The 22,744-nt window shown below is 70.1% G+C and carries 15 protein-coding genes; 11 read left to right on the forward strand and 4 right to left on the reverse strand.

The genetic code is table 11. From position 1 onward, the window contains the following. Positions 1-30: 30 nt before the first annotated feature. On the reverse strand, positions 31-1,185 hold the full coding sequence (locus O7601_RS07775) for a polyprenyl synthetase family protein (protein ID WP_281565519.1): 1,155 nt from the start codon (positions 1,183-1,185) through the stop codon (positions 31-33). Between the two features lie 65 nt (positions 1,186-1,250). Here O7601_RS07775 and O7601_RS07780 point away from each other — a divergent pair, with 65 nt between their 5' ends. Together O7601_RS07780 and O7601_RS07785 are read left to right on the forward strand one after the other, a co-directional pair. Beyond that, complete coding sequence (locus O7601_RS07780; RefSeq protein WP_281565520.1) at positions 1,251-2,162, forward strand: phytoene/squalene synthase family protein; 912 nt, start codon at positions 1,251-1,253, stop codon at positions 2,160-2,162. Further along, entirely contained in the window at positions 2,159-3,481 is a 1,323-nt protein-coding gene (locus tag O7601_RS07785; RefSeq protein ID WP_281565521.1) for a deoxyribodipyrimidine photo-lyase, read from the forward strand. Before O7601_RS07780 ends, O7601_RS07785 begins: the two co-directional genes overlap by 4 nt. On the opposite strand, the gene O7601_RS07790 is transcribed toward O7601_RS07785, so the two are convergent. Further along, on the reverse strand, positions 3,478-4,842 hold the full coding sequence (locus O7601_RS07790; RefSeq protein ID WP_281565522.1) for an Nramp family divalent metal transporter: 1,365 nt from the start codon (positions 4,840-4,842) through the stop codon (positions 3,478-3,480). The two genes, O7601_RS07785 and O7601_RS07790, sit on opposite strands and share 4 nt — an antisense overlap. A 154-nt stretch (positions 4,843-4,996) precedes the next feature. On the opposite strand from O7601_RS07790, the gene O7601_RS07795 reads away from it, so the two are divergent. From O7601_RS07795 to O7601_RS07830, 8 genes are all read left to right on the forward strand, one after another. Then, on the forward strand, positions 4,997-6,475 hold the full coding sequence (locus O7601_RS07795) for an FAD-dependent oxidoreductase (RefSeq protein ID WP_281565523.1): 1,479 nt from the start codon (positions 4,997-4,999) through the stop codon (positions 6,473-6,475). A gap of 72 nt (positions 6,476-6,547) precedes the next feature. Further along, positions 6,548-7,549, forward strand: coding sequence for a LacI family DNA-binding transcriptional regulator (locus O7601_RS07800; RefSeq protein WP_281565524.1), 1,002 nt, complete (start codon positions 6,548-6,550; stop codon positions 7,547-7,549). A 373-nt stretch (positions 7,550-7,922) separates the two neighbouring features. Further along, entirely contained in the window at positions 7,923-9,302 is a 1,380-nt protein-coding gene (locus O7601_RS07805) for an extracellular solute-binding protein (protein ID WP_281565525.1), read from the forward strand. Between the two features lie 157 nt (positions 9,303-9,459). Beyond that, complete coding sequence (locus O7601_RS07810; protein WP_281566840.1) at positions 9,460-10,332, forward strand: sugar ABC transporter permease; 873 nt, start codon at positions 9,460-9,462, stop codon at positions 10,330-10,332. A gap of 12 nt (positions 10,333-10,344) precedes the next feature. After that, a complete protein-coding gene (locus O7601_RS07815; RefSeq protein ID WP_281565526.1) occupies positions 10,345-11,232 on the forward strand; it encodes a carbohydrate ABC transporter permease in 888 nt (295 codons plus the stop codon). Positions 11,233-11,258: 26 nt separating this feature from the next. Continuing rightward, the gene (locus tag O7601_RS07820; protein ID WP_281565527.1) at positions 11,259-12,893 is read left to right on the forward strand and encodes a glycoside hydrolase family 13 protein; all 1,635 of its coding nucleotides are present in this window, start codon (positions 11,259-11,261) and stop codon (positions 12,891-12,893) included. A 147-nt stretch (positions 12,894-13,040) separates the two neighbouring features. Beyond that, positions 13,041-15,878, forward strand: coding sequence for a discoidin domain-containing protein (locus tag O7601_RS07825; RefSeq protein ID WP_281565528.1), 2,838 nt, complete (start codon positions 13,041-13,043; stop codon positions 15,876-15,878). A 102-nt stretch (positions 15,879-15,980) separates the two neighbouring features. Then, positions 15,981-19,571 (forward strand): discoidin domain-containing protein, encoded by a 3,591-nt coding sequence (locus tag O7601_RS07830; RefSeq protein ID WP_281565529.1) that lies wholly within the window; start codon positions 15,981-15,983, stop codon positions 19,569-19,571. 156 nt (positions 19,572-19,727) lie between these two features. On the opposite strand, the gene O7601_RS07835 is transcribed toward O7601_RS07830, so the two are convergent. After that, on the reverse strand, positions 19,728-20,492 hold the full coding sequence (locus O7601_RS07835; protein WP_281565530.1) for a crotonase/enoyl-CoA hydratase family protein: 765 nt from the start codon (positions 20,490-20,492) through the stop codon (positions 19,728-19,730). An 86-nt stretch (positions 20,493-20,578) separates the two neighbouring features. On the opposite strand from O7601_RS07835, the gene O7601_RS07840 reads away from it, so the two are divergent. Continuing rightward, a complete protein-coding gene (locus O7601_RS07840) occupies positions 20,579-21,430 on the forward strand; it encodes a Rieske (2Fe-2S) protein (RefSeq protein ID WP_281565531.1) in 852 nt (283 codons plus the stop codon). A 103-nt stretch (positions 21,431-21,533) separates the two neighbouring features. Here O7601_RS07840 and O7601_RS07845 read toward each other — a convergent pair whose 3' ends face one another. Beyond that, positions 21,534-22,736, reverse strand: coding sequence for a LysM peptidoglycan-binding domain-containing protein (locus O7601_RS07845; RefSeq protein WP_281565532.1), 1,203 nt, complete (start codon positions 22,734-22,736; stop codon positions 21,534-21,536). Positions 22,737-22,744: the final 8 nt, after the last annotated feature.

Below are 22,744 nucleotides of genomic sequence, written 5' to 3' on the forward strand. Positions count from 1 at the left end.
CGGCAACCACCTCTCTGTGCAGTGAGCCCATCATGCCCTCCGGTGCGTGGCGGCGGTCGCGAGGCCGACCAGCGCGGTACGGGCGGTCTCGTCGACGGCGACCGCGTCGAGCGCGGCCAGCGCGTCCTCGACCCGCTCGTCGATCATCCGCTCGATCCGCCGTACGGCGCCGGTGTCGACCACCACCTCGGCGAGCCGGGCGATCTCCGGCCCATCTGCGCGCCGGCCGGCATCGTCGAGTGCCCGCAGCTGCGTCGGCGTGGCCAGTTCCCGGGCCAGGACGAGCAGCGCCGTCGGCTTGCCGGTACGCAGGTCGTCACCGGCCGGCTTGCCGGTGGTGGTCGGGTCACCGAAGACACCGAGCAGGTCGTCGCAGAGCTGGAAGGCCTCGCCGACGGCAAGCCCGTAACGGGTGTACGCGGTGGCCAGTGGACTGTCCCCGCCGACATCGGCGAGGCTGGCACCGAAGAGCAGCGGTCGTTGCACGGTGTAGCTGGCGGTCTTGTACCGGGCCACCCGGAGCGCCCGATCCACCGACCAGCTCTGCGGCTCGGTCTCGCCGAGGATGTCGAGGTACTGCCCGGCGACCGTCTCCACCCGCATCCGGTCGTAGCCGCGCCGTACCTGGAACAGCCGGTTGGCCGGCAGGTCGGCGCGGGCCAGCAGCTGGTCGGCCCAGACCATGCAGAGATCGCCGATGAGCACGGCGACCGCCTCGCCGAAGCGCCCGGAGTCGCCGTTGCGACCCGAGGCGGCGTGCTGGGTGGCCACCGCCACGTGCGCGGTCGGCCGCCCGCGCCGGGTGGCGGAGGCGTCCATCACGTCGTCGTGCACCAGCGCGAAGGTGTGCAGCAGCTCCAAGGTGGCCAGTGCGGGCAGCACCGGGGTGACCGGCGTGTCGGCGCCGACCGCGCCACGCCAGCCCCAGTAGGCGAACGTGGGCCGGACCCGTTTGCCGCCGGAGAGGACACAGTCCCGGGCGGTGGCGGCGAAGCCGCCCATCGCCGGGTCGATCGCGGCCAGCGTGTCGACCTCGGCGGTCAGAAACTCGGCAAGCGTGTTGTCGACGGCCGTGACGATGTCGCGCGTGTAGGCGGCCAGTACGGCAGCGATCGGGTCGTCTCCACCGACCGGCTGCTCAGGCACCACGCGAAGGAGGTTACCCGTTGGTCCGTCGCTGGCCATGCCGCCGAGCGTACCCTAGGGTTTCAAGTTGCGTCGATTGGTGCGTCGAATCAGAGGAGGGGCCGGTGGACCTGGATCTCGCCGCTGCCTACGACAGATGCCGTGAGCTGCACAGACGTCACGGCCGCACCTACTATCTCGCCACTCGGCTGCTCCCCGCATGGAAACGGCGGCATGTGCACGCCCTATATGGGTTCACCCGCTACGCCGACGAGATAGTCGATCAGACCGACGCCCTGCCACCGGCCGAGCGTGCGGCCCGGCTGGACGACTGGGGTGGACGGTTCGTCGCCGGGCTGCACGGCGCCCGGGTGACCGACCCGCTGCTTCCCGCGGTGCTGCACACCATCGCCGTGTTCGATCTCGACCGGGAGGACTTCGCCTCGTTCCTCAAGAGCATGGCGATGGACCTGACCGTCACCTCCTACCGCACCTACGAGCACCTGCTGGACTACATGGAGGGATCGGCCGCGGTCATCGGCACGATGATGCTGCCGATCCTGGGCAGCTCCGATCCGGCGGCGGCTCGCGAGCCCGCCCGGCAGCTCGGCTTCGCGTTCCAACTGACCAACTTCATCCGCGATGTCGGCGAGGATCTGGCCCGGGGGCGGACGTACCTGCCCGACGAGGACCTGGCCGCCTTCGGTGTGACCCGGGACGACCTGTTGGCCTGTCACGCCGCCGGGCGGACCAGCGGGCCGGTGCGCGAACTGATCCGGCACGAGGTGACCCGAGCGCAGGCGCACTACCTCGCCGCCGCGCCGGGCGTGGTGCTGCTCGACGGTGCCTCGCAGGCCTGCATCCGCACCGCCTACCTGCTCTATGGCGGGATCCTCGACGAGGTGGCCGCCCAGGACTACGACGTCTTCGCCCGTCGCGCCACGGTGCCGCAGCGGCGCCGGCTGGGGGTGGCCAGCCGCGCCCTGTTGACTCCGGCCGGCAGCCCGGTCGCCGTGCCCGGGCCGCCGCTGCGGTGAGCGCGCGTACCGCAGTCGTGTTGTTCACCCGCGACCTGCGGGTGCACGACCACCCGGCGCTGGCGACCAGCTGCGCCGCCTTCGACCGGGTGGTGCCGCTCTACGTGCTGGACCCCGCGCTCGCGCGGTTGTCGCCGAACCGCACCCGATTCCTGCACCAGAGCTTCGCCGGGCTCCGCGAGGCGCTGCGTACGCTCGGCGGTGACCTGGTGCTACGGCTCGGCGATCCGGTGGCCGAGACCATCCGGCTGGCCGGCAAGGTGGGCGCCGAGGCGGTCGCCCTCTCCGCCGACGTCTCCCGGTACGCGGCCCGTCGGGCGCAGCGCCTGCGCGCCGAGTGCGACCGGCACCGACTGCATCTGAGGTTCTTCCCCGGCCTGACGGTGGTCGAGCCGGCCGACCTGACCCCGGGCGGCGGTGACCACTACCGGGTGTTCAGCCCCTACCACCGGGCGTGGAGCGCGCGATCGTGGCGGGAGGAACTGTCCGCACCGGTGACCGTGAGGCTGCCGGCCGGCCTGTCGGTCGGACGCCTCCCGGCGCTGCCGTCGGGAGAGTCACCGGACGTGGTGACCGGCGGAGAGGACGAGGCACGGCGTCGCTTGGCGCGGTGGCTGCCCGACGTCACGCGCTATGGCGACCGCCACGACGACATGGCCGGCGACGCCACCTCCCGAATCAGTCCCTACCTGCGGTTCGGCTGCCTGTCGCCGCTGACCGTGGCCAACGCGATCGACGACCGGGAATCCCCGTTCGTCCGGCAACTCTGCTGGCGCGACTTCTACCACCAGGTGACCGCCGCCTTCCCCGACCTGCCCCGCAAGGCGTACCGCCGCCGGGCGACGGAGCCCTGGCGCTACGACGAGCAGGCCCTCGCCGCCTGGACCGAGGGGCGCACCGGCCTGCCGGTCGTGGATGCCGGCATGCGTCAGCTACGGGCGCAGGGATGGCTGCACAACCGGGCCCGGCTGATCACCGCCGGCTACCTCACCAAGACGCTCGGGCTGGACTGGCGGGACGGACAGGCGGTCTACTACCGGTGGCTGCTCGACGGCGACATCGCCGACAACTCGGGCAACTGGCAGTGGGTCGCCGGCACCGGCAACGACACCAGGCCGTACCGGGGGTTCAATCCGATACGGCAGGCCGAGCGGTACGACCCCGACGGTGCGTACGTGCGGCGGTGGGTGCCCGAACTGACGTCGGTGGCCGGCAAGGCGGTGCACCAGCCGTGGCGGCTGCCCGAAGCGCTGCGCCGCACGCTCGACTACCCGCCACCGCTGGAGCCGCCCGGTGACACCCCGGTCTGGCTGCGCTAGCCGAGCACCTGCTGCCACAGGTAGTACATCGCGAAACTGGTGAAGAACACGATCGCGATCACCACGAGCCCGGTGGCCACCCGACCCGCGCGCAGCGCGGCCGGGAGCGTACGCCGGTTGAGCCAGAGCACGAGCGCCGCGACGAGCGGAATGTGCAGGGCCTCGATCGACCCCGCGACGGTCAGCAGTCCCACCGGATCGCCGAAGATGAGGAACACCGTGAACGGCAGCACCGCGAGCCACCCGACGACGGCTACCCGACCGATGACCGCCGGGCGGGCCCATGGCCGCTGCGTGAGATGGGACGGCAGGGCCTTGCGGATGCCGTCGGTGTACAGCCGCTTCCAGCCGTCGATGTTGGTCAGGGTGGCCGTCCAGAAGGCCGAGATGAGACCCACCACCATCAACCAGAACCCCACACTGCCGAAAACCTCACTGAAGAGCGTGGTCAGGTCGCGGGCGACGTCGGACTCGGCGGGCACGATGCCCTCCGGACGCAGCAGTTCCGCACCGAGCACGAGGAAGGCGACGGTGATGATCCCGACGCCCACGACGGCGAACGTCGAATCGAGCGTCATGGTCCGCAGCCATTGACGTACCCGGGCCACCTGACCGTCGTCCAGGCTGCGCGGGTCGAGGCGGGCCGGCTGCTCCAGCGCGCCGACACCCACGCCCTTGGCCGCGATCCAGTACGAGTACCACATGAGCCCGGCCGCGCCGTTGGACAGGAAACCCAGCCAGGGCAGGATGTCGGCGACCACGAGATCCTCGGGCACGGTGGGCACCACACCGGATGCGGCCTCGCCGAGGTCGGGGCCGACGAGGATGGCGGCCACGACAACCCCGACCGCCAGCAGCAGCCCGATGACCCGGGACACCCACTCCACCCCGGTGTAGTGGCCGAACAGCACCAAGCCAGCCGCCGCCGCGATGACCACCGCCGTCCAGAGTTGGATCGGACCGGGTACGGCCAGGGTGAAGGCGCTGCCAGCGGCGCTTGCGATGCCGGCGATGGCGGCGACGCCGACCACCAGTTGCGGCAGCAGGATCAGCCACAGCGCCCATCCGCGCGGGCCCGGCAACTCGGCCATTCCGCTGAGCAACCGCCGGCCGGTCACCACGCTGTAGCGCCCGATCTCCCGCGTCACGAAGAGCTTGAGCAGCAGGGCCGCGATCAGCGCCCACAGCAACGCGTACCCGTACTGGGCACCGACCCGGGGCGTGAACAGCAGCTCTCCGGTGGCCAGGGCGGCCAGCGCCCAGAGCACGCCGGGGCCGATATAGCCGAGTTTGGCACGGCCGGTTGGCGGCTCCGGCACCGTCGCCCGTCGTTCGCGGCTGCTGAGCAGCGCCTCTTCCATCACCCCTACCCTTCGGTCGTCGGCTCCTGCTGCCCTTGGCCCTACCCATGGGGCGCGGCGTCCTACCGGCCAGCGACCGATTAGTCCGGTCCTTTCCGGCCGACGATGGCGTGACCGGGTGGCCGAGGGCTGATCGGTGCGCGATGCTGGCGGCATGGCGGAGCCGGAACAGGTGGACGTGGTGGTGCTCGGGCTTGGCGTCGGCGGCGAGGAGGTGGCCGGTCGACTCGCGGAGGCCGGGCTCACCGTCGTCGGCGTCGAACGCAACCTGGTCGGCGGGGAGTGCCCGTACTGGGGGTGCGTCCCGAGCAAAATGATGATCCGGGCGGCGAACGCGCTCGCCGAGGCCCGCCGGGTCGACGGTCTGGGCGGCACCGCCCAGGTCACCCCGGACTGGGCGCCGGTGGCCAAGCGGATCCGCACGGAGGCTACCGACGACTGGGACGACCGGGTGGCGGTGCAGCGGTTCACCGACAAGGGCGGGCGCTTCGTACGCGGCAGCGGCCGGATCGACGGTCCGGGCCGGGTGCGGGTCGGTGACCAGGTGTTCCAGGCGCGCTACGGAATCGTGCTGGGTACCGGCACCCGCCCGTCGGTGCCGCCGGTGGACGGGCTGGCGGACACCCCGTACTGGACCAACCGCGAGGCCATCGAGGTCGAGGAACTGCCCGGGTCGCTGCTGGTGCTGGGCGGCGGCGCGATCGGGCTGGAGCTGGCTCAGGTCTTCGCCCGCTTCGGCGTACGGGTCACCGTGGTCGAGGCGCTCGACCGGGTCCTGGCCGTCGAGGAGCCGGAGTCGTCCGAGGCGGCGGCCGCCGCGCTGCGCGCCGACGGCGTCAGGATCCACACCGGGGTCAAGGCCGCTCGGGTCGAGCACGGCGTCGGCGGGTTCACCCTGCACGGCACCGGGGGCGAGGAGTTCACCGCCGGGCGGCTCCTGGTGGTTACCGGCCGCCGCGCCCACCTGGACGAGCTGGGGCTGGACACGGTCGGCGTCGACGCGAGTGGGCGATACCTGCCGGTGGACGATCGGCTGCACGTGACCGAGGGGATCTGGGCGGTCGGCGACGTCACCGGCGAGGGTGCCTTCACCCACATCGCGATGTATCAGGCGTCCATCGTGGTCGCCGACGTGCTCGACCACACGCGACGGTCGCAGGCCGGGGCGGACCCGAGTGGTACGGCGAGCGTGGTCGGTGGCGCGGTCGGCGTCGCCAGCTCGCTGGCCGCCACCGGGTCGAGCGGTTCGGCAGGATCGGTACCCCGCGCCGACTACCGGGCGCTGCCCCGGGTCACCTTCACCGACCCGGAGATCGGTGCGGTCGGCCTCACCGAGCAGCAGGCCCGCGAACGCGGAATCAACGTGCAGGTCGGGTTCACCCGGTTGTCGTCGTCCGCCCGCGGCTGGATCCACAAGACCGACGAGGACGGCTTCATCAAGCTCGTCGCCGACGCCGACCAGGGAGTGTTGATCGGGGCCACCTCGGCCGGCCCGGCCGGCGGCGAGGTGCTCTCCGGCCTGGTCGTGGCCGTGCACGCGGCCGTCCCGCTGAGCCAGCTCCGGCACATGATCTACGCGTACCCGACCTTCCACCGGGCGATCTCCGACGCGCTGCGCGACCTTGGACAGTGATCCGACAGAACCCGTCAGTCGACGACGATCTGCTGTTCTGTTTTTGCAGGTTTTCAGCGTACGATTGCGGCTGTGACGAAACGACTGACCGAGGTCGCTCGCAAGGCCGGCGTCAGCGAAGCCACCGTGAGTCGCGTGCTCAACGGCCGTGACGGCGTGGCCGAGGCGACCCGGACGGCGGTGCTCACCGCCCTGGACGTGCTCGGTTACGAGCGACCGAGCAAGCTGCGTGGTGAACGTGCCCGACTGGTCGGGCTGGTGCTGCCCGAGTTGCAGAATCCGATCTTCCCGGCGCTCGCCGAGGTGGTCACCGGCTCGCTGGCCCAACGCGGCTTCACCCCGGCGCTGTGCGCCCGCACCATAGGTGGCGTCTCCGAGGCCGCGTACGTCGAGATGCTGCTGGACCACCAGGTCTCCGGCGTCATCTTCGCCGGCGGGTCGTACGCGCTGGCCGACGCGTCGCACGAGCACTATCGCCGGCTGACCGACCGGGGGCTGCCGGTGGTGCTGGTGAACGCGGGCGTGGACGAGCTCGGCTTTCCCCGGGTCTCCACCGACGACGCGGTCGCGGTCGAGCAGGCGTACGGTCACCTGCGCTCGCTGGGCCACGAGCGGATCGGCCTCGTGCTCGGCCCCGACGACCACGTGCCGTCGCGGCGGAAGCTGACCGCGATGCGCCACGTCACGGGTTGGCGCGAGGAGACCGAGTGGGTCGAGCGCTCCAGCTTCTCGATGGAGGGTGCCCGGGTCGCGGCGACCAAGCTGGTCGACCGGGAGGTCACCGGGATCATCTGCGCCAGCGACGTGTTGGCCCTGGGCGCCATTCGCGCGGTGCGCCGACTCGGCCTCTCGGTGCCCGACGACGTCTCGGTGGTCGGCTACGACGACTCGGCCTTCATGACCTGCACCGATCCGCCGCTGACCACCGTCCGGCAGCCGATCGAGACGATGGGGCAGGCGGCCGTGGATCTGCTGGTCACCCAGATCGAGGGCGGCGGTGTGCTCACCGACGAGTTGCTCTTCGAGCCCGAACTGGTGGTGCGCGGCTCGACCGCGCCCACGCCCCGCCGCTGACTTCCACCGGCCCTGCCGGCCGCTCCCCATTCTGCTGAAGCCCGTTCCCGGCCGTCGACCGCTAACCGCTGTCGGCGGCCGTTTTCGGCGTTGCCGTGCTCCGGCGCGCGCCGTTGATCTGGTCCATCGGTGCAGGTAAGCCGCCATGGTCCCGGTCTGACCGTGCTCAGTCGCATAGTTGCAATCAAAAATCAAAACCTTGCTGGATTAAGTCGCCGTAGCTACAGTGACTCCACTCACACCTGGCCTTCGGCACGTGACGGAGGGTCAGGGCGAAGCGCGGACACCGAACCAGCAGGGCTTCGCGGCGAGGGACACCAACCGCCGATAACCGACTTCCACCTAGACACCCCGTTCCCGAAGGGATGGACAGATGTCCGTACCGCAGTACCGGAAGGCTGCGGCGTTGACGCTCGTGGCCGGTCTGGGGCTCGGCCTCGCGGCCTGCTCCACCAAGAGCGACGACGCCAGTGGCGACGCGAGCGGCAAGGTCACCATCACCGTCGACTGCCAGCCGGTCGGCGCCCAGAAAGAGCTGCTGGAGAACTGGAACGCCGACGTCGTCGACTTCCAGCGGCAGAACCCCGACATCGTCGTCAAGAGCGTGAGCGTCGGCGAGCAGTGCAACAACCCGCCGGACTTCACCGCCCGGCTGGCCGGCGGCACGGTCACCGACGTGTTCTACGGGTACATGACCGATCTCCAACAGGTGCTCGACTCGGGCCAGGCGATGGACATCGCCGAGTACGCCACCACGGACACCATCCCCACCTGGGACAGCGTCGACCCGGCACTGAAGGAGGTCTTCACCGACGACGGGAAGCTCTACGCCGTGCCGGTGAAGAACTACTCGATGGGCCTGGTCTACAACAAGGTGCTGTTCCAGCGGGCCGGTCTCGACGTGAACAGCCCGCCGAAGACGTGGGCCGAGGTTCGTGACGCCGCGAAGAAGATCTCCGCGCTCGGCGACGGCATCGCCGGCTACGCCGAATACAGCGCCGGCAACACCGGCGGTTGGCACTTCACCGCCCTGCTCTACTCGCAGGGCGGCCAGGTGTTGACCGCCGACGGCAGCAGGGCCGACTTCAACAACGCCCTGGGCCGGCAGGTACTCCAGAACCTCAGGGACATGCGCTACGGCGACGACAGCATGGGCGATCGTCAGCTGCTCCAGTGGGGCGACCTGTTGACCAACGCGGGCGCCGGCAAGGTCGGCATGTTCATCGGCGCACCGGACGCCACCCAGGCCATCGTCAGCCAGTTCCAGGGCAAGTTCGAGGACTGGGCGATGGGACCGCTGCCCGGCCAGGACGGTCCCGCCAAGGGCACGCTCGGCGGCGGCGAGGGCTACTTCTTCAAGAAGGACCTCACCCCGGAGCAGGTCCGCGCCGGTCTCAAGTGGATCGCGTACCAGAAGCTCACGCCCGGCAAGGGCCAGCTCGACTACGCCCGGGCCAAGCCACAGAACTACCCGGTCGGTCTGCCGCAGCCGCTGCTGTTCACCAACGGCAGTGCGGCGCAGCAGCAGGAACTGGACCTACGCAAGGCGAACGCGAACGTCGACACCGCGAACTTCGCGAACTTCGAGGCCAACCCGGTCCCGATCAAGGGTGAGCCGCGCAACGCGCAGGCGATCTACGCGGTGCTGGACGCGGTGATGTCCGGCGTGCTGACGAACCCCAACGCCAACATCGACGCGCTGCTCAAGACCGCCGAGGACAAGGTCAACAAGCTCCTCGCCGCCGAGAGTTGAGTGCCGGGGCGGGGGCTCCCGGCCCCCGCCCCGACCGCGCCCGTCGTTCGGTCATTCACCCACGGGAGTCGTCTTGACGATCACCACCGCCTCCGGGGCTGTCAGCACAGCGGACCGCCCCGGAACGTCGCCCCCGACCGGGGCACGGCGGACCAGCATCGGCCGCAAGGTACGCGACCACCTCACCGGGCACGCGTTCCTGATCGGCGCGGTGCTCTGCTTCGCGGTCTTCTCCTGGTACCCGATGGTCCGCGGCGTCGTGATGAGCTTCCAGCGAACCCGTCGCGGCGAGACCAGCTGGGTCGGCTGGGACAACTACCTCCGGATCCTCGACGACCCCAGCTTCTGGACCGCCTGGCAGAACACCTTCTACTTCACCGCCCTCGCGCTCGTCCTCGGGTACGCGGTGCCGTTTCTCGTGGCGATCCTGCTCAACGAGTTCCGCCACGCCCGCGGGTACCTCCGGATCCTGGTCTACCTGCCGGTGATGCTGCCGCCCGCCTCGGCGCTGTTCCTGTTCAAGTTCTACGCGTACGACCCCAGCGACGCAGGTCTGTTCAACGCGATCCTCAAGGCACTCGGCCTACCCACGTCGCAGTGGATGCAGTCGCCGGAGATGACGATGCCGGCCATGGTGATCGCGTCGACCTGGATGAACATGGGCAGCGCGGTGCTGATCTACCTGGCCGCGTTGCAGAACATCCCGGGCGAGCTGTACGAGGCGGCCGAGCTGGACGGCGCCGGGATCTGGCGGCGGATCATGCACGTCACCATCCCGCAGACCCGGCTGATTCTCGCGCTGCTGGCGATGCTCCAGATCGTCGCCACCATGCAGCTCTTCATCGAGCCGCTGATCCTCGCCAACGGCGCGGGCGCGGAGGACTCGGCGATCTCGGTCGCGTATCTCATCTACCAGCACGGCTTCTTCCAGAACGACCTCAACGGCGCGGCCGCACTCGGCGTGATCATGCTCCTGGTGCTGGCCGGCTTCTCCGCCGTCTACCTGCGGCTCACCGCGAAACAGGACTAGGAGGGACCACCCATGGCGCAGGACACCGGCACCCGGACCCTCATCTCCCAGGCCCAGCTCCGACGCGGACGTGGACGGGCGGTCTACTGGATGCTGCTCGCCGTCGTGGTCGTCGGGTTCACGCTGGTCTTCCTCGGGCCGCTCTACTGGATGGTGACCGGAGCGCTCAAGTCCGGCCAGGAGATCGCGCAGACCCCACCGTCGCTCCTCCCGCAGAATCCGCAGTGGCAGAACTACGCCGACGCCTGGCATCACCTGGACCTGGCCAAGCTGCTGTTCAACACCTTCTATTACGCGACCGGCGCGGTGCTGTTCCAACTGGTCTTCGACACCGCTGCGGCGTACGCCCTGTCGAAGCTCCGCCCGGTCTTCGGCAACGTGATCCTCGGCATGATGCTGGCGACCCTGATGATCCCGGCGATGGTCCTCATCGTCCCCCAGTACGTGACCGTGATCGACCTGCCGATCCTGCACATCAATCTGCTCGACTCGCCGTTCGCGATCTGGCTTCCCCTGGTCGCCAACGCGTTCAACATCTTCCTGCTGAAACGGTTCTTCGACTCGATACCGGAAGACCTGATGGCGGCCGCCCTGATGGATGGGGCAACGCCTCTGCGCACGCTCTGGTCGATCGTCCTACCGATGTCACGGCCGATCCTCGGCGTCGTCTCGATCTTCGCGGTGACCGCGGTCTGGAAGGACTTCCTCTGGCCGAAGCTGGTCATGCCGTCCCCGGAAACCCGCACGGTCAGCGTGGGGATCTACGCCTTCGCCGGCGGCACGCCGATGAACGTGGTGATCGCCGCATCGGTGATCGCCGCGATACCGACAGTGATCATCTTCTTGATCTTCCAGCGGAACATCATGTCCGGCCTCACCACGGGCGGTCTCAAGGGATGACCCCCGACCCCAGAAAGCAGGTACGCGTGTCCGCAGCAGACAGTTGCCCGTGGTGGCGGGAAGCGGTGATCTACCAGGTGTACCCGCGTAGCTTCGCCGACGCCGACGGCGACGGGATCGGCGACATCGCCGGCATCCGAGCCCGGCTGAGCTACCTGTCAGGACTCGGCATCGACGCCATCTGGTTCAGCCCCTGGTACCCGTCACCGATGGCCGACGCCGGCTACGACGTCGCCGACCACCGCGACATCGACCCGGTCTTCGGCAGCCTGGCCGAGGCGGAAGCACTCATCGCGGAGGCGCACGCGCTCGGTATCCGGACGATCGTCGACGTGGTGCCGAACCACTGCTCCGACGCACACCCCTGGTTCCAGGCGGCCCTGGCCGGTGGCCCGGGAGCACCGGAGCGGGACCTGTTCTGGTTCCGGCCGGGGCGCGGCGCCGGCGGCGACCAGCGTCCGACCGACTGGGTGGGCGAGTTCGGCGGACCGACCTGGACCCGGACCACCAACCCGGACGGTACGCCCGGTGACTGGTACCTGCACCTGTTCGCCCCCCAACAACCGGACCTCAACTGGGACCACCCCCGGGTGCGCGCCGAGTTCGAGGACATCCTGCGGTTCTGGTTCGACCGGGGCGTGGACGGCATCCGGATCGACTCGGCCGGACTACTTGTCAAGGACTCCACGCTGCCCGAGATCGTGGCGGACCGGCCGCACCCGTTCCACGACGTCGACGGGGTGCACGAGATCTACCGGGACTGGCGGCGGATAGCCGACGCGTACCCGGGTGAGCGGGCCCTGATCGGCGAGGTGTGGCTGCCGGACCGTCAGCGGTTCGCCCGCTACCTGCGGCCGGACGAACTGCACGCCGCGTTCAACTTCGACTTCCTCGGCTGTGCCTGGGACGCCACGGCGCTGCGCGAGAGCATCGACGGCACGCTGGGCGCTCATGCGCCCGTCGGGGCACCCGCCACCTGGGTGCTCGCCAACCACGACGTCACCCGGCAGGTGACCCGCTACGGCCGGGCGGACACCACTTTCAGCTTCGCGGCCAAGCGGGAGGGGATCCCTACCGACCTGGAGTTGGGCACCCGCCGCGCCCGGGCTGCCGCGTTGCTGTCGCTGTCACTGCCCGGTGCCGCCTACGTCTACCAGGGTGAGGAACTGGGCCTGTGGGAGGTCGAGGACATCCCGCAGACGCTGCGGCAGGATCCGATGTTCGTCCGCTCCGGCGGGGTCGACCCGGGCCGCGACGGCTGCCGGGTCCCGCTGCCGTGGTCGGGTGACGTACCACCCTTCGGCTTCAGCCCCGACGACGCGAGCGGTGCACCGTGGCTGCCCCAACCCGTCGACTGGAAGGACCGCACGGCCCGGGCGCAGGCCGGCGACCCGCACTCGATGCTGGAGTTGTACCGGACGGCGATCGCGTTGCGGCGCACCGAGGCGGCGCTCGGCGACGGGACGCTCACCTGGCTGTCGGCGCCCGGCGGGGTGCTGGCGTTCCGCCGGGAGCCCGGCTTCACCTGCCTGGTCAATCTCTCCGCCGCGTCGGTGTCACTGCCACCGCACACCCGGAAGTTGCTGGCCAGCGGCCCGCTCGACGATGACCGGCTACCCCCCGACACCGCCATCTGGCTGCGTACCGGAGAGCCCGGATAGGGCCCGTAAGCCGGTGACCCCGACCCGCCACCGGCGTCGCCAGCCGCCGCCATCGACCATCCCACCCGCCCGAGGAGGTGTCCGCACAACCGGCAAGCCGTAACCACGGGGGACTTGGCCACCTTGAGGAATAGGGAGAGCCTGCTCATGGCCGACCACACCGCCCCGCACCACCACCCGCCCAACCATCGGATCCGCACGGCACTTGCCGTACTCACCGGCACCGCACTGGCCGCCACCTCGATCCTGGCTGTCACCCTCACCAGCACCGCGACCCCTGCCTACGCCGCCGGACTCTCTCCGTTCGACATCACCGGCCGGGGTGCCACCGTGCCATTCATCGAGCACGAGGCCGAGACCGCGGCGCACAACGGCGCCAGGATCGGGCCGGACCGGCGCTACGGAACACTGCCGTCCGAGGCGAGCGGCCGAGAGGCGGTCACCCTCGACGCGGTCGGGGAGTACGTCGAGTTCACCCTCACCGCACCTGCGAACGCGGTCACCTTCCGTTACAGCATCCCGGACAACGCCGCCGGCACCGGCCGTGACGCCACCATCGACCTGCGAGCCAACGGAGCCCTGGTCAAGGCGATTGCGGTGACATCGAGATACGGCTGGTACTACGGCGGCTACCCGTTCAACAACAACCCAGGCGACAGCAACCCGCACCATTTCTACGACGAGGCCCGGACCCTGCTCGGCAGCACCTATCCGGCGGGTACGAAGATCCGGCTCCAGGTGTCGTCGACCGCGCAGTCGCCGACCTTCACCATCGACCTGGCCGACTTCGAGCTGGTCGCCGCGCCGGTCACCAAACCGGCGAACGTGCTCGACGTGGTCACCGACTTCGGTGCCGACCCGACCGGTGCGACCGACTCCACCGCCCGATTCCAGGCCGCCGTCGACGCCGGCCGGGCCCAGGGGCGTACGGTGTGGATCCCGCCGGGAAGCTTCACCCTCTGGGATCACGTGGTCGTCGACGGGGTCACCCTGCGCGGCGCCGGACCGTGGTACTCGGTGCTCGGCGGCCAGCACCCCACCGACCGCAAGCGGGCCGCCGGCATCTACGGCAAGTACGTCGACGGTGGCGGCTACCGGGGTGAGATCCGCCCGCACGAGGCCGGCGGCCCCAGCCGCAACGTGCTGCTGCGGGACTTCGCCATCATCGGCGACATCCGGGAACGGGTCGACTCCGACCAGGTAAACGCCATCGGTGGGGCGATGTCCGACTCCGTGGTGGACAACGTCTGGATGCAACACACAAAGGTCGGCGCCTGGATGGACGGCCCGATGAACAACTTCACCATTCGGAACAGCCGGATCCTCGACCAGACCGCCGACGGGGTGAACTTCCACTGGGGGGTCACCAACTCCACGGTGACGAACACCTTCGTCCGCAACACCGGCGATGACGCCCTCGCCATGTGGGCGGACACCGTGCCGAACGTGGGCAACTCGTTCACCCGTAACACCATCGGCGTGACGATCCTCGCCAACCATCTGGTCACCTACGGCGGTCGGGACATCCGGATCACCGACAACGTGACCGCCGACTCGGTTACCAACGGCGGCGGCATCCACGTGGCCAACCGGTACACCGGCGTGCAGGGCCCGACCGCCGTCGCCGGCACCATCACGGTCGCCCGCAACACGTTGATCCGCAACGGCAACTCCGACTACAACTGGCGCTTCGGTGTCGGGGCGATCTGGTTCTCCGCGTTGAACGAGCCGATCCAGAACGCGTCGATCGTGGTCAGCGACACCGACATCCTGGACAGCTCCTACGCGGCGCTGCACTGGATCGAGGGAGCGACCAGCGGGATCAGCTTCACGAACGTGCGCATCGATGGCGCGGGCACGTACGCCCTACAGGTGCAGGCGCCCAGTCAGGTCACCTTCACCAACGTGCGGGCCACCGGTATCGCCCAGGCCAACCCCATGCACAACTGTGTGGGCAGCGGCTTCCAGATCACCCAGGGTGCCGGCAACTCCGGCTGGTACACCTCGACGCCCTACTGCGGTCCCTGGCCGGAGCCGCAGTGGGGCAGCGGCCCGACCTCGCCCCCGCCGCCGACTTCGCCCCCGCCGACCACCCCACCGCCCACCACCCCACCGCCGACGGGAGGAAACCTGGCGCAGGGCAGACCGATCGTGGCATCCAGCCACAACCAGACATACCAAGCGAGCCGTGCGGTCGACGGCAACGCCAGCACGTACTGGGAGAGCACGAACAACTCCTTCCCCCAGACCCTCACCGTCGATCTGGGCAGCGCCCGCTCCGTCGACCGGACGGTGCTCAAGCTGCCAGCCGGTTGGGAGACGCGGACGCAGACGCTGTCGGTGCTCGGCTCGACCGACGGCAACGCCTGGACCACCCTCGCCGGGTCGGCGGGTCGCACCTTCGACCCGGCGACCGGCAACACCGTGTCGATCAGTCTGCCCGCCGGTGAGCGTCGGTTCCTCCGGCTGAGCATCACCGGCAACACCGGCTGGCCCGCAGCCCAGATCGGCGAGTTCGAGGTGTTCGGCGGCGGCACCTCGCCACCGACCACCACCCCGCCACCAACGGGAAACCTCGCGATCGGCCGACCGGCGGTCGCCTCAAGCCACACCGACGTCTACTCGGCCGGCAACGCGGTCGACGGCAGCGCGAACACCTACTGGGAGAGCGCCAACAACGCTTTCCCGCAGACCCTCACCGTCGACCTGGGCACCGCCCGGCAGGTAGGTCGGGTGGTGTTGAAGCTGCCGCCGTCGTCGGCCTGGCAGACCCGTACCCAGACGCTGTCGGTGCTCGGCTCGACCGACGGCAACGCCTGGACCACCCTTGCCGGCTCGGCGGGTCGCACCTTCGACCCGGCCACCGGCAACACCGTGTCGATCAGTCTGCCCGCCGATGAGCGTCGGTTCCTCCGGCTGAGCATCACCGGCAACACCGGCTGGCCCGCCGCCCAACTGGCCGAGTTGGAGATCCACACCACCTGATTCGTGGATGGGCCCCGTACGCCGAGACGGGGCCCACCCATGCCGCAAGAAGCGCCGCCCCGTAACGCCTCTCCATAACCCGGAAGAAGGTGTCGATTCCCCATGTCCAGATTCCGTACCCGGTTGATCGCCGTGTTTGTTGCGGTCGGCCTCGCCCTCACCGCCGCCCCCGCACCGCCCGCCGCCGCAGCCAACGGGCCCAACCTGGCCGCCGGCCGCTACATGTCCGCCAGCGGTCACAACGACGTCTACGTCGCCGCCAACGCCAACGACGGCAACCAGGGCAGCTACTGGGAGAGCCCCAACCACGCCTTCCCGCAGTGGATCCAGGTTGACCTGGGTGCCACGGTCACCGTCGACCGGCTGGTGCTGAAGCTCCCCGCCGGCTGGGGCGCGCGTACCCAGACGCTGACCGTGCAGGGCAGCACCAACGGATCGACCTTCAACACGCTTGTCGCCTCCGCCGGGTACACCTTCACCCCGACGGGCAACAACACGGTGGCCGTGACCGTAGCTCCGGCCGCCACCCGGCACGTCCGGCTGCTGATCACCGGGAACACCGGCTGGCCGGCCGGGCAGCTCTCCGAACTGGAGGTGTATGGCCCGGCCACCGGTGACACCCAGGCGCCGACCGCGCCGACAAGCCTGTCGCTCACCGAGCCGGGGAGTGGGCAGATCCGGTTGACCTGGTCGGCGTTGACGGACAACGTCGGGGTGACCGGGTACGACGTGTACGCCAACGGCAGCCTGCGGGCGAGTGTGTCGGGTACGACGCTGACGTACACGGACACCCAGCCGGCCAGCGCGACAGTGTCGTACCACGTACGGGCGAAGGACGCGGCCGGCAACGTCTCGGCCAACAGCAACACGGTGACCCGGGTGGGCAGCACCCCAGGTGGCACGAACCTGGCCGCCGGCAAGCCGGCCACCGCCTCCTCGATGGTGCACGTCTTCGCCGCCGCCAACGCCGTCGACGACGACGTCACCACCTACTGGGAGGGAGCGCCCGGCGCGTACCCGAGCACCCTGACCGTGGCGCTCGGCGCCAACGCGAACATCAGCGCGGTCGTGGTGAAGCTCAACCCGGATCCGGCTTGGGGCCCGCGCACCCAGACCTTCTCGATCCTCGGGCGGGCGCAGTCCGCCTCCGGGTTCAGCACGCTGGCCGGCTCGGCGAACCACTCGTTCAGCCCGTCGAGCAGCAACACGGTGACCATCCCCGTCTCGGCGATCGCCGCCGACGTCCGGCTCCAGTTCACCGCCAACTCCGGTGCGCCCAACGGGCAGGTCGCCGAGTTCCAGGTGATCGGCACTGCGGCCCCGAACCCGGACCTCACCGTCACCAACCTGACCTTCGCCCCCACCGCGCCGGTGGAGACCGACCAGCTCACACTCACCGCCTCGCTCCGCAACGGCGGAACGTCGGGTGCCGGAGCCACGACCGTCGACTTCGCCCTGGACGGTACGAAGGTGGGCCAGGCGAACGTCGGCGCCCTTGCGGCCGGCGCCTCAGCCACCGTGTCGACCACCGTCGCCGCCCGCGACGCCGGCAGCTACCAGCTCAGCGCCACGGTCGACCCGGCGAACACGGTCATCGAGCAGAATGAGTCGAACAACGGCCGGACGGCGGCGAGCCCACTGGTGGTCAGCCCGGTGGCCAGCGCCGACCTGGTCGCCTCGGCGGTCAGCTGGTCGCCCGGCACCCCGAGCGCCGGAGCCAACGTCAGCTTCGCGGTCACCCTGCGCAACCAGGGGACCATCGCCTCGGCCGGCGGCGCGCACGGCATCACCCTCACCGTGCTCGACGACTCCGGCACGACCGTACGGACGCTCACCGGCGCGTACACCGGCACCATCGGGGCCGGTGCCACGGCCGGTCCGGTGAACCTGGGCACCTGGACGGCGGCCAACGGTCGGTACACCGTCCGGGTGGTGATCGCCGCCGACGCCAACGAGCTGCCGGTGAAGCGGGCCAACAACACAAGCGAGCGAGCCCTGTTCGTGGGTCGCGGCGCCAACCTGCCGTACGACATGTACGAGGCCGAGGAGGGTTCAGTCGGCGGCGGGGCGCAGGTCGTCGGACCGAACCGGACCATCGGCGACCTGGCCGGTGAGGCGTCCGGCCGGCGGGCGGTCACCCTGAACACCACCGGCGCGTACGTCGAGTGGACCACCAAGGCGCCCGCCAACGCCCTGGTCACCCGCTTCTCCATCCCCGACGCCCCGAATGGCGGCGGGATCAGCTCGACGTTGAACATCTACGTCAACGGAGTACTGCACAAGCCGATCAGCCTCACCTCGAAGCACATCTGGCTCTACGGCGCGGAGGCCAGTCCGAGTGACTCGCCGAGTGCCGGGCCGCCCCGACACATCTACGACGAGGCGAACGTGCTGCTGAACTCGACCATCCCGGCGGGTAGTCGGATCCGGTTGCAGAAGGACCCGGCGAACTCCACCACGTACGCCATCGACTTCGTCAACCTGGAGCAGGTCACGCCCCGCGCGAACCCGGACCCGGCGCGGTACCGGGTGCCGAACGGGTTCACCCATGCCGACGTGCAGAGCGCGCTCGACGCGGTCCGGATGGACACCACCGGCAACCTGATCGGCGTCTACCTGCCCGCCGGTAGCTACGAGACGGCCCAGAAGTTCCAGGTGTACGGCAAGGCGGTGAAGGTGGTCGGCGCCGGTAAGTGGTTCACCCGCTTCCAGACACCGCCGTCGCAGCAGAACACCGACGCCGGTTTCCGGGTCGAGCCCAGTGCCAGCGGGTCGTCCTTTGAACACCTGGCCTTCTTCGGCAACTACACGGTCCGGCAGGACGGGCCGGGCAAGGTCTGGGGTGAGCTGAAGGACGTCGACAACCTGACCCTGGACAACGTCTGGGTCGAGCACACCGTGTGTGCGTACTGGGGGGTGAGCGTCAGTGGGTTGAAGATTACCAACAGCCGGTTCCGGAACACCTTCGCCGACGCGGTGAATCTGACCAACGGCAGCACCAACAACCTGGTGAGCAACTCGGAGGGCCGGTCCAACGGCGACGACGCGTTCGCCCTCTTCTCCGCCACCGACCAGGGAGCCGCCACCGGCAACCACGGCAACGTGTTCGAGAACCTGACCGCCACACTGACCTGGCGGGCGGCCGGGATCGCGGTGTACGGCGGTTACGACAACGTGTTCCGCAACCTCTACATCGCGGATCAGCTGACGTACGCCGGCATCACGATCAGTTCGCTTGACTTCGGCTACCCGTTCGTCGGGTTCGGGGCCAGCCCACCGACCCGCTTCGAGAACATCTCGCTGATCCGGTCCGGTGGTCACTTCTGGGGCGCGCAGACCTTCCCGGCCATCTGGGTGTTCTCCGCGTCGAAGGAGTTCCGCGGCATCCGGGTCAGTGACGTGGACATCGTGGACCCCACCTACTCGGGCATCATGTTCCAGACGAAGTACACAGGTGGTCAGCCGGAGAACCCGATCACCGACACGGTCTTCTCAAACGTGTCCATCAGCGGCGCACGCCGCAGCGGTGACGCCTTCGACGCCAAGTCCGGCTTCGCCATCTGGGCCAACGAGATGCCCGAGCCAGGCCAGGGCCCCGCCGTCGGCTCCGTCACCTTCACCAACCTCCGCCTCACCAACAACCACCAGGACATCCGCAACACCACCTCCACCTTCACCATCACCCGCAACTAACACCACCCACCCCAACCGGCGTGGATCATGCAGTTGTGGCCCCTCATAAGAGCCGCAAAACAGTGCATTTCCGGTGCCACAACTGCATGATCGTCGGGGGTCGGGGGTCGGGGGTCGGGGGTCGGGGGTCGGGGGTCGGGGGTCGGGGGCCGGGTGTTAGGGGGTGGGGTGGCCGTGGCGGCCGGCTCCGGCGGTGAAGCGGGCGGCACCGGCTGCCGCGTCGGTGGCGAGGGAATGCAGGCCGTAGGTCAGTTCGGTGGCCAGGGCGTCGGGCTCGGGCTGGGCGGCGGTGGCCAGGACCGAGGCGCGGTCGTTGCGCAGGCAGGTCTGTGGATGGCGGGCAATCTCGGCGGCCAACTGCTCGGCCGCCGCCCGGGAATCGCCCGGGCCGACGACGCGGTTGACCAATCCCATCGCGTACGCCTCCTCGGCCGGCACCGCACGCCCGGTGAGGATCAGGTCCATGGCACGGCTCTCGCCGATGAGCCGGGGCAGCCGGACCGTTCCGCCGTCGATCAGCGGCACTCCCCAGCGTCGACAGAAGACGCCCAACACCGCGTCGGACTCGGCGACCCGTAGATCGCACCAGAGCGCCAGTTCCAGCCCGCCGGCCACCGCGTAACCGGAGATCGCGGCGATTACCGGCTTGCCCATGACCATCCGGGTCGGACCCATCGGACCGTCGCCGTCCGGCTCGACCCGGTTGCCGCTCGGCGTACCGATCGCCGTCAGGTCGGCACCGGAGCAGAACGTTCCCCCAGCTCCCCAGAGCACCGCCACCGCAGCCGTCGGATCCGCGTCGAACGCCCGGAACGCGTCAGCGAGCGCCCGGGCGGTCGGCCCGTCGACCGCGTTGCGGACCGCCGGTCGCTCCAGGATCACAGTGGTCACCGGCCCGTCCCGTTCCACCCGTACCGTCATCCCGTCAGCATGCCCCGGCGTCGCCCGGCTGGCTATTCGTCCCCGACGACCGGTTTGCGGTCGCGTATGACGGGAAGTCGTTACTCGTGCGAGCGTTGTTGACGAAGATCGAACAAGCCTCCGGCCTTGACCGGTTCGGCGACCGGTTGCAGCAGACCGTGCAGGGGGTGCTGCGCCCGCAGCGGGTCCGCGACCTGTTGCACGGGGTGTGGCTGGGCCATCCGTTGCACCCGGCGATGGTGCAGTTGCCGGTCGGCGCGTGGATCAGCGCGGCCGTACTGGACCTGATGCCCGGTCAGCGCAGGGCAGCGACCACCCTGACCGCGGTCGGCACGCTGAGTGCCCTGCCGGCGGCGGCCGCCGGTCTCAACGACTGGGCGGGACTCTCCCGTGACCAGCGTCGGGTCGGTCTGGTGCACGCCGCGTCGAACTCCGTCGGGCTGGCCCTGTACGGCGCCTCGCTGGCCGCGAGGCTGTCCGGACGGCACGGACTCGGGCGCACCCTGGGCTGGCTCGGTCTGAGCGCCGCCGGCGCCGGGGCGTATCTCGGCGGGCACCTGGCCTACAAGCAGGGTGCCCAGGTGAACGTGAGCGTCTCCGACCTGCATCTGATCAGCGACGGATGGCACCCGGTCGCGGAGATGACCAACCTGCCGCAGCGGGAACTCGTCACCCGCAAGGTCGACGACGTATCGGTGATCCTCTACCGGCACGGCGACGACGTGACGGTCATGTTGGAGCGTTGCCCGCACCAGAGCGGTCCGCTCGGTGAGGGCGAGGTACAAGAGATCGATGGGCACGCGTGCGTGGTGTGCCCGTGGCACGGCAGCACCTTCCGGCTCAACGGCGGCGAGGTGGTGCACGGACCGTCCCCGAACGACCAGCAGATCCTGCCGACCCGGATCGTCGACGGCCGCCTGGAGGCCCGCCTGCCCTGACCCGGGATCAAGATCCCGAACTGCTGGATCTGTGGCAGCGCTGGTAGTCCGCGATCGGCGGGTCGGCTACTTCGACCGCCACACCTCACGACAGCTCACGGCGTCAGTCCTTGCGGTGCCGGCCCACGGGCAGTTCGCCCGGGGCGCTGGCGGGCGGCTGGTGGCGAGTGCCGGCGCGGGACATGGCCGGCCGCCGGCGTAGGCCGAGCACCGCACCGATCTGCGCGCCGACGATGCTGGCCACGGCCAGCACGGCAGAGACGGCGAGCGGACGGTTCACCCGGTCGGGCTCGCCGGCCCGGGCCGCACCCACCGTCACCACCGGCGAATGGTCCTCCGGCGTCTCACGCTCCTGCGGCTCCGGCTGCCGTCCTTCGGGGCCGGCCGGTGCGGTCGTGGCCGAACCCGGCCGCTCGGTCGGGTCGCCGGGCCGTTCCACCGCCTCGCCGGGCCGCTCCACCGCCTCGCCCGGGTTTGCCGGCGTCGGACGGGTCGGCTCGGTGCGCCCCGGTCCGGGAACGGGGCGGGGCTTCGGGGCGACCAGCCGACCGGTGGCGTGTGACCGTGCGCCTTGGTCGTGCGCCTCAGCTGGAAGTTTGATGAGCTGACCGGGGCGGATCCGGTCCGGGTCACGCAGCTTGTTGAGCGCGGCCAACCGGTGGTAGTCGTCGAAGTCATCGAGGTACCGGTCGGCGACCCTACCCAGGTAGTCGCCCTTGGCAACCCGATACACGGGAGCGTCGGCCGCGTCCGACCGGGCACCGGCCGCCGACCCGGTTGGCGAGTCCGTGGTATCCGGTCCGGTCGCCGCCGGTGCCGCCATTGCGGGAGTCGGAGTGAACGCGACCGCGGCTGCCGGGCCCGCGCCGTACGCCGTCGTGCCGGATGCCGAGGTGGCGTAGGCCGTGGTGGCGGCCGTGGCGGCGGGGCTGGCGGCGAGGATCAGCGCGACCGACCCGACCAGGGCGGCGGCGGCGCGCTGCTGCCGGCCCATGCCGGGCAGCCGGGGAGCGGGCCGGTCCAGTGCCTGCGAGCCCAACTCCACGAGCACCGACAGGGCGAAGGTGGCCCAGCCGAACCAGCCGGCGATGGCCAGCGCCCGCAGGAAGAGTTGTCCGTCGTCGCGGCTGGTCAGCGTGGCGCCGATCTCCGCGAGCGTGGGTACGTGGTCGGGGAGCGGGTTGCCGGCGAAGGCCAGCAGCGCGATCGGCCCGCCGACCAGCAGACCGATCAGCACGACCAGCGCACCGAGACCGGTGAGCACCCGACCGGCCCGCCGTACGGCGGTGCCACCCGATGCGGCCATGGCTACCT

Source organism: Verrucosispora sp. WMMD573, assembly GCF_027497175.1.
Taxonomy (GTDB): Bacteria; Actinomycetota; Actinomycetes; order Mycobacteriales; family Micromonosporaceae; genus Micromonospora.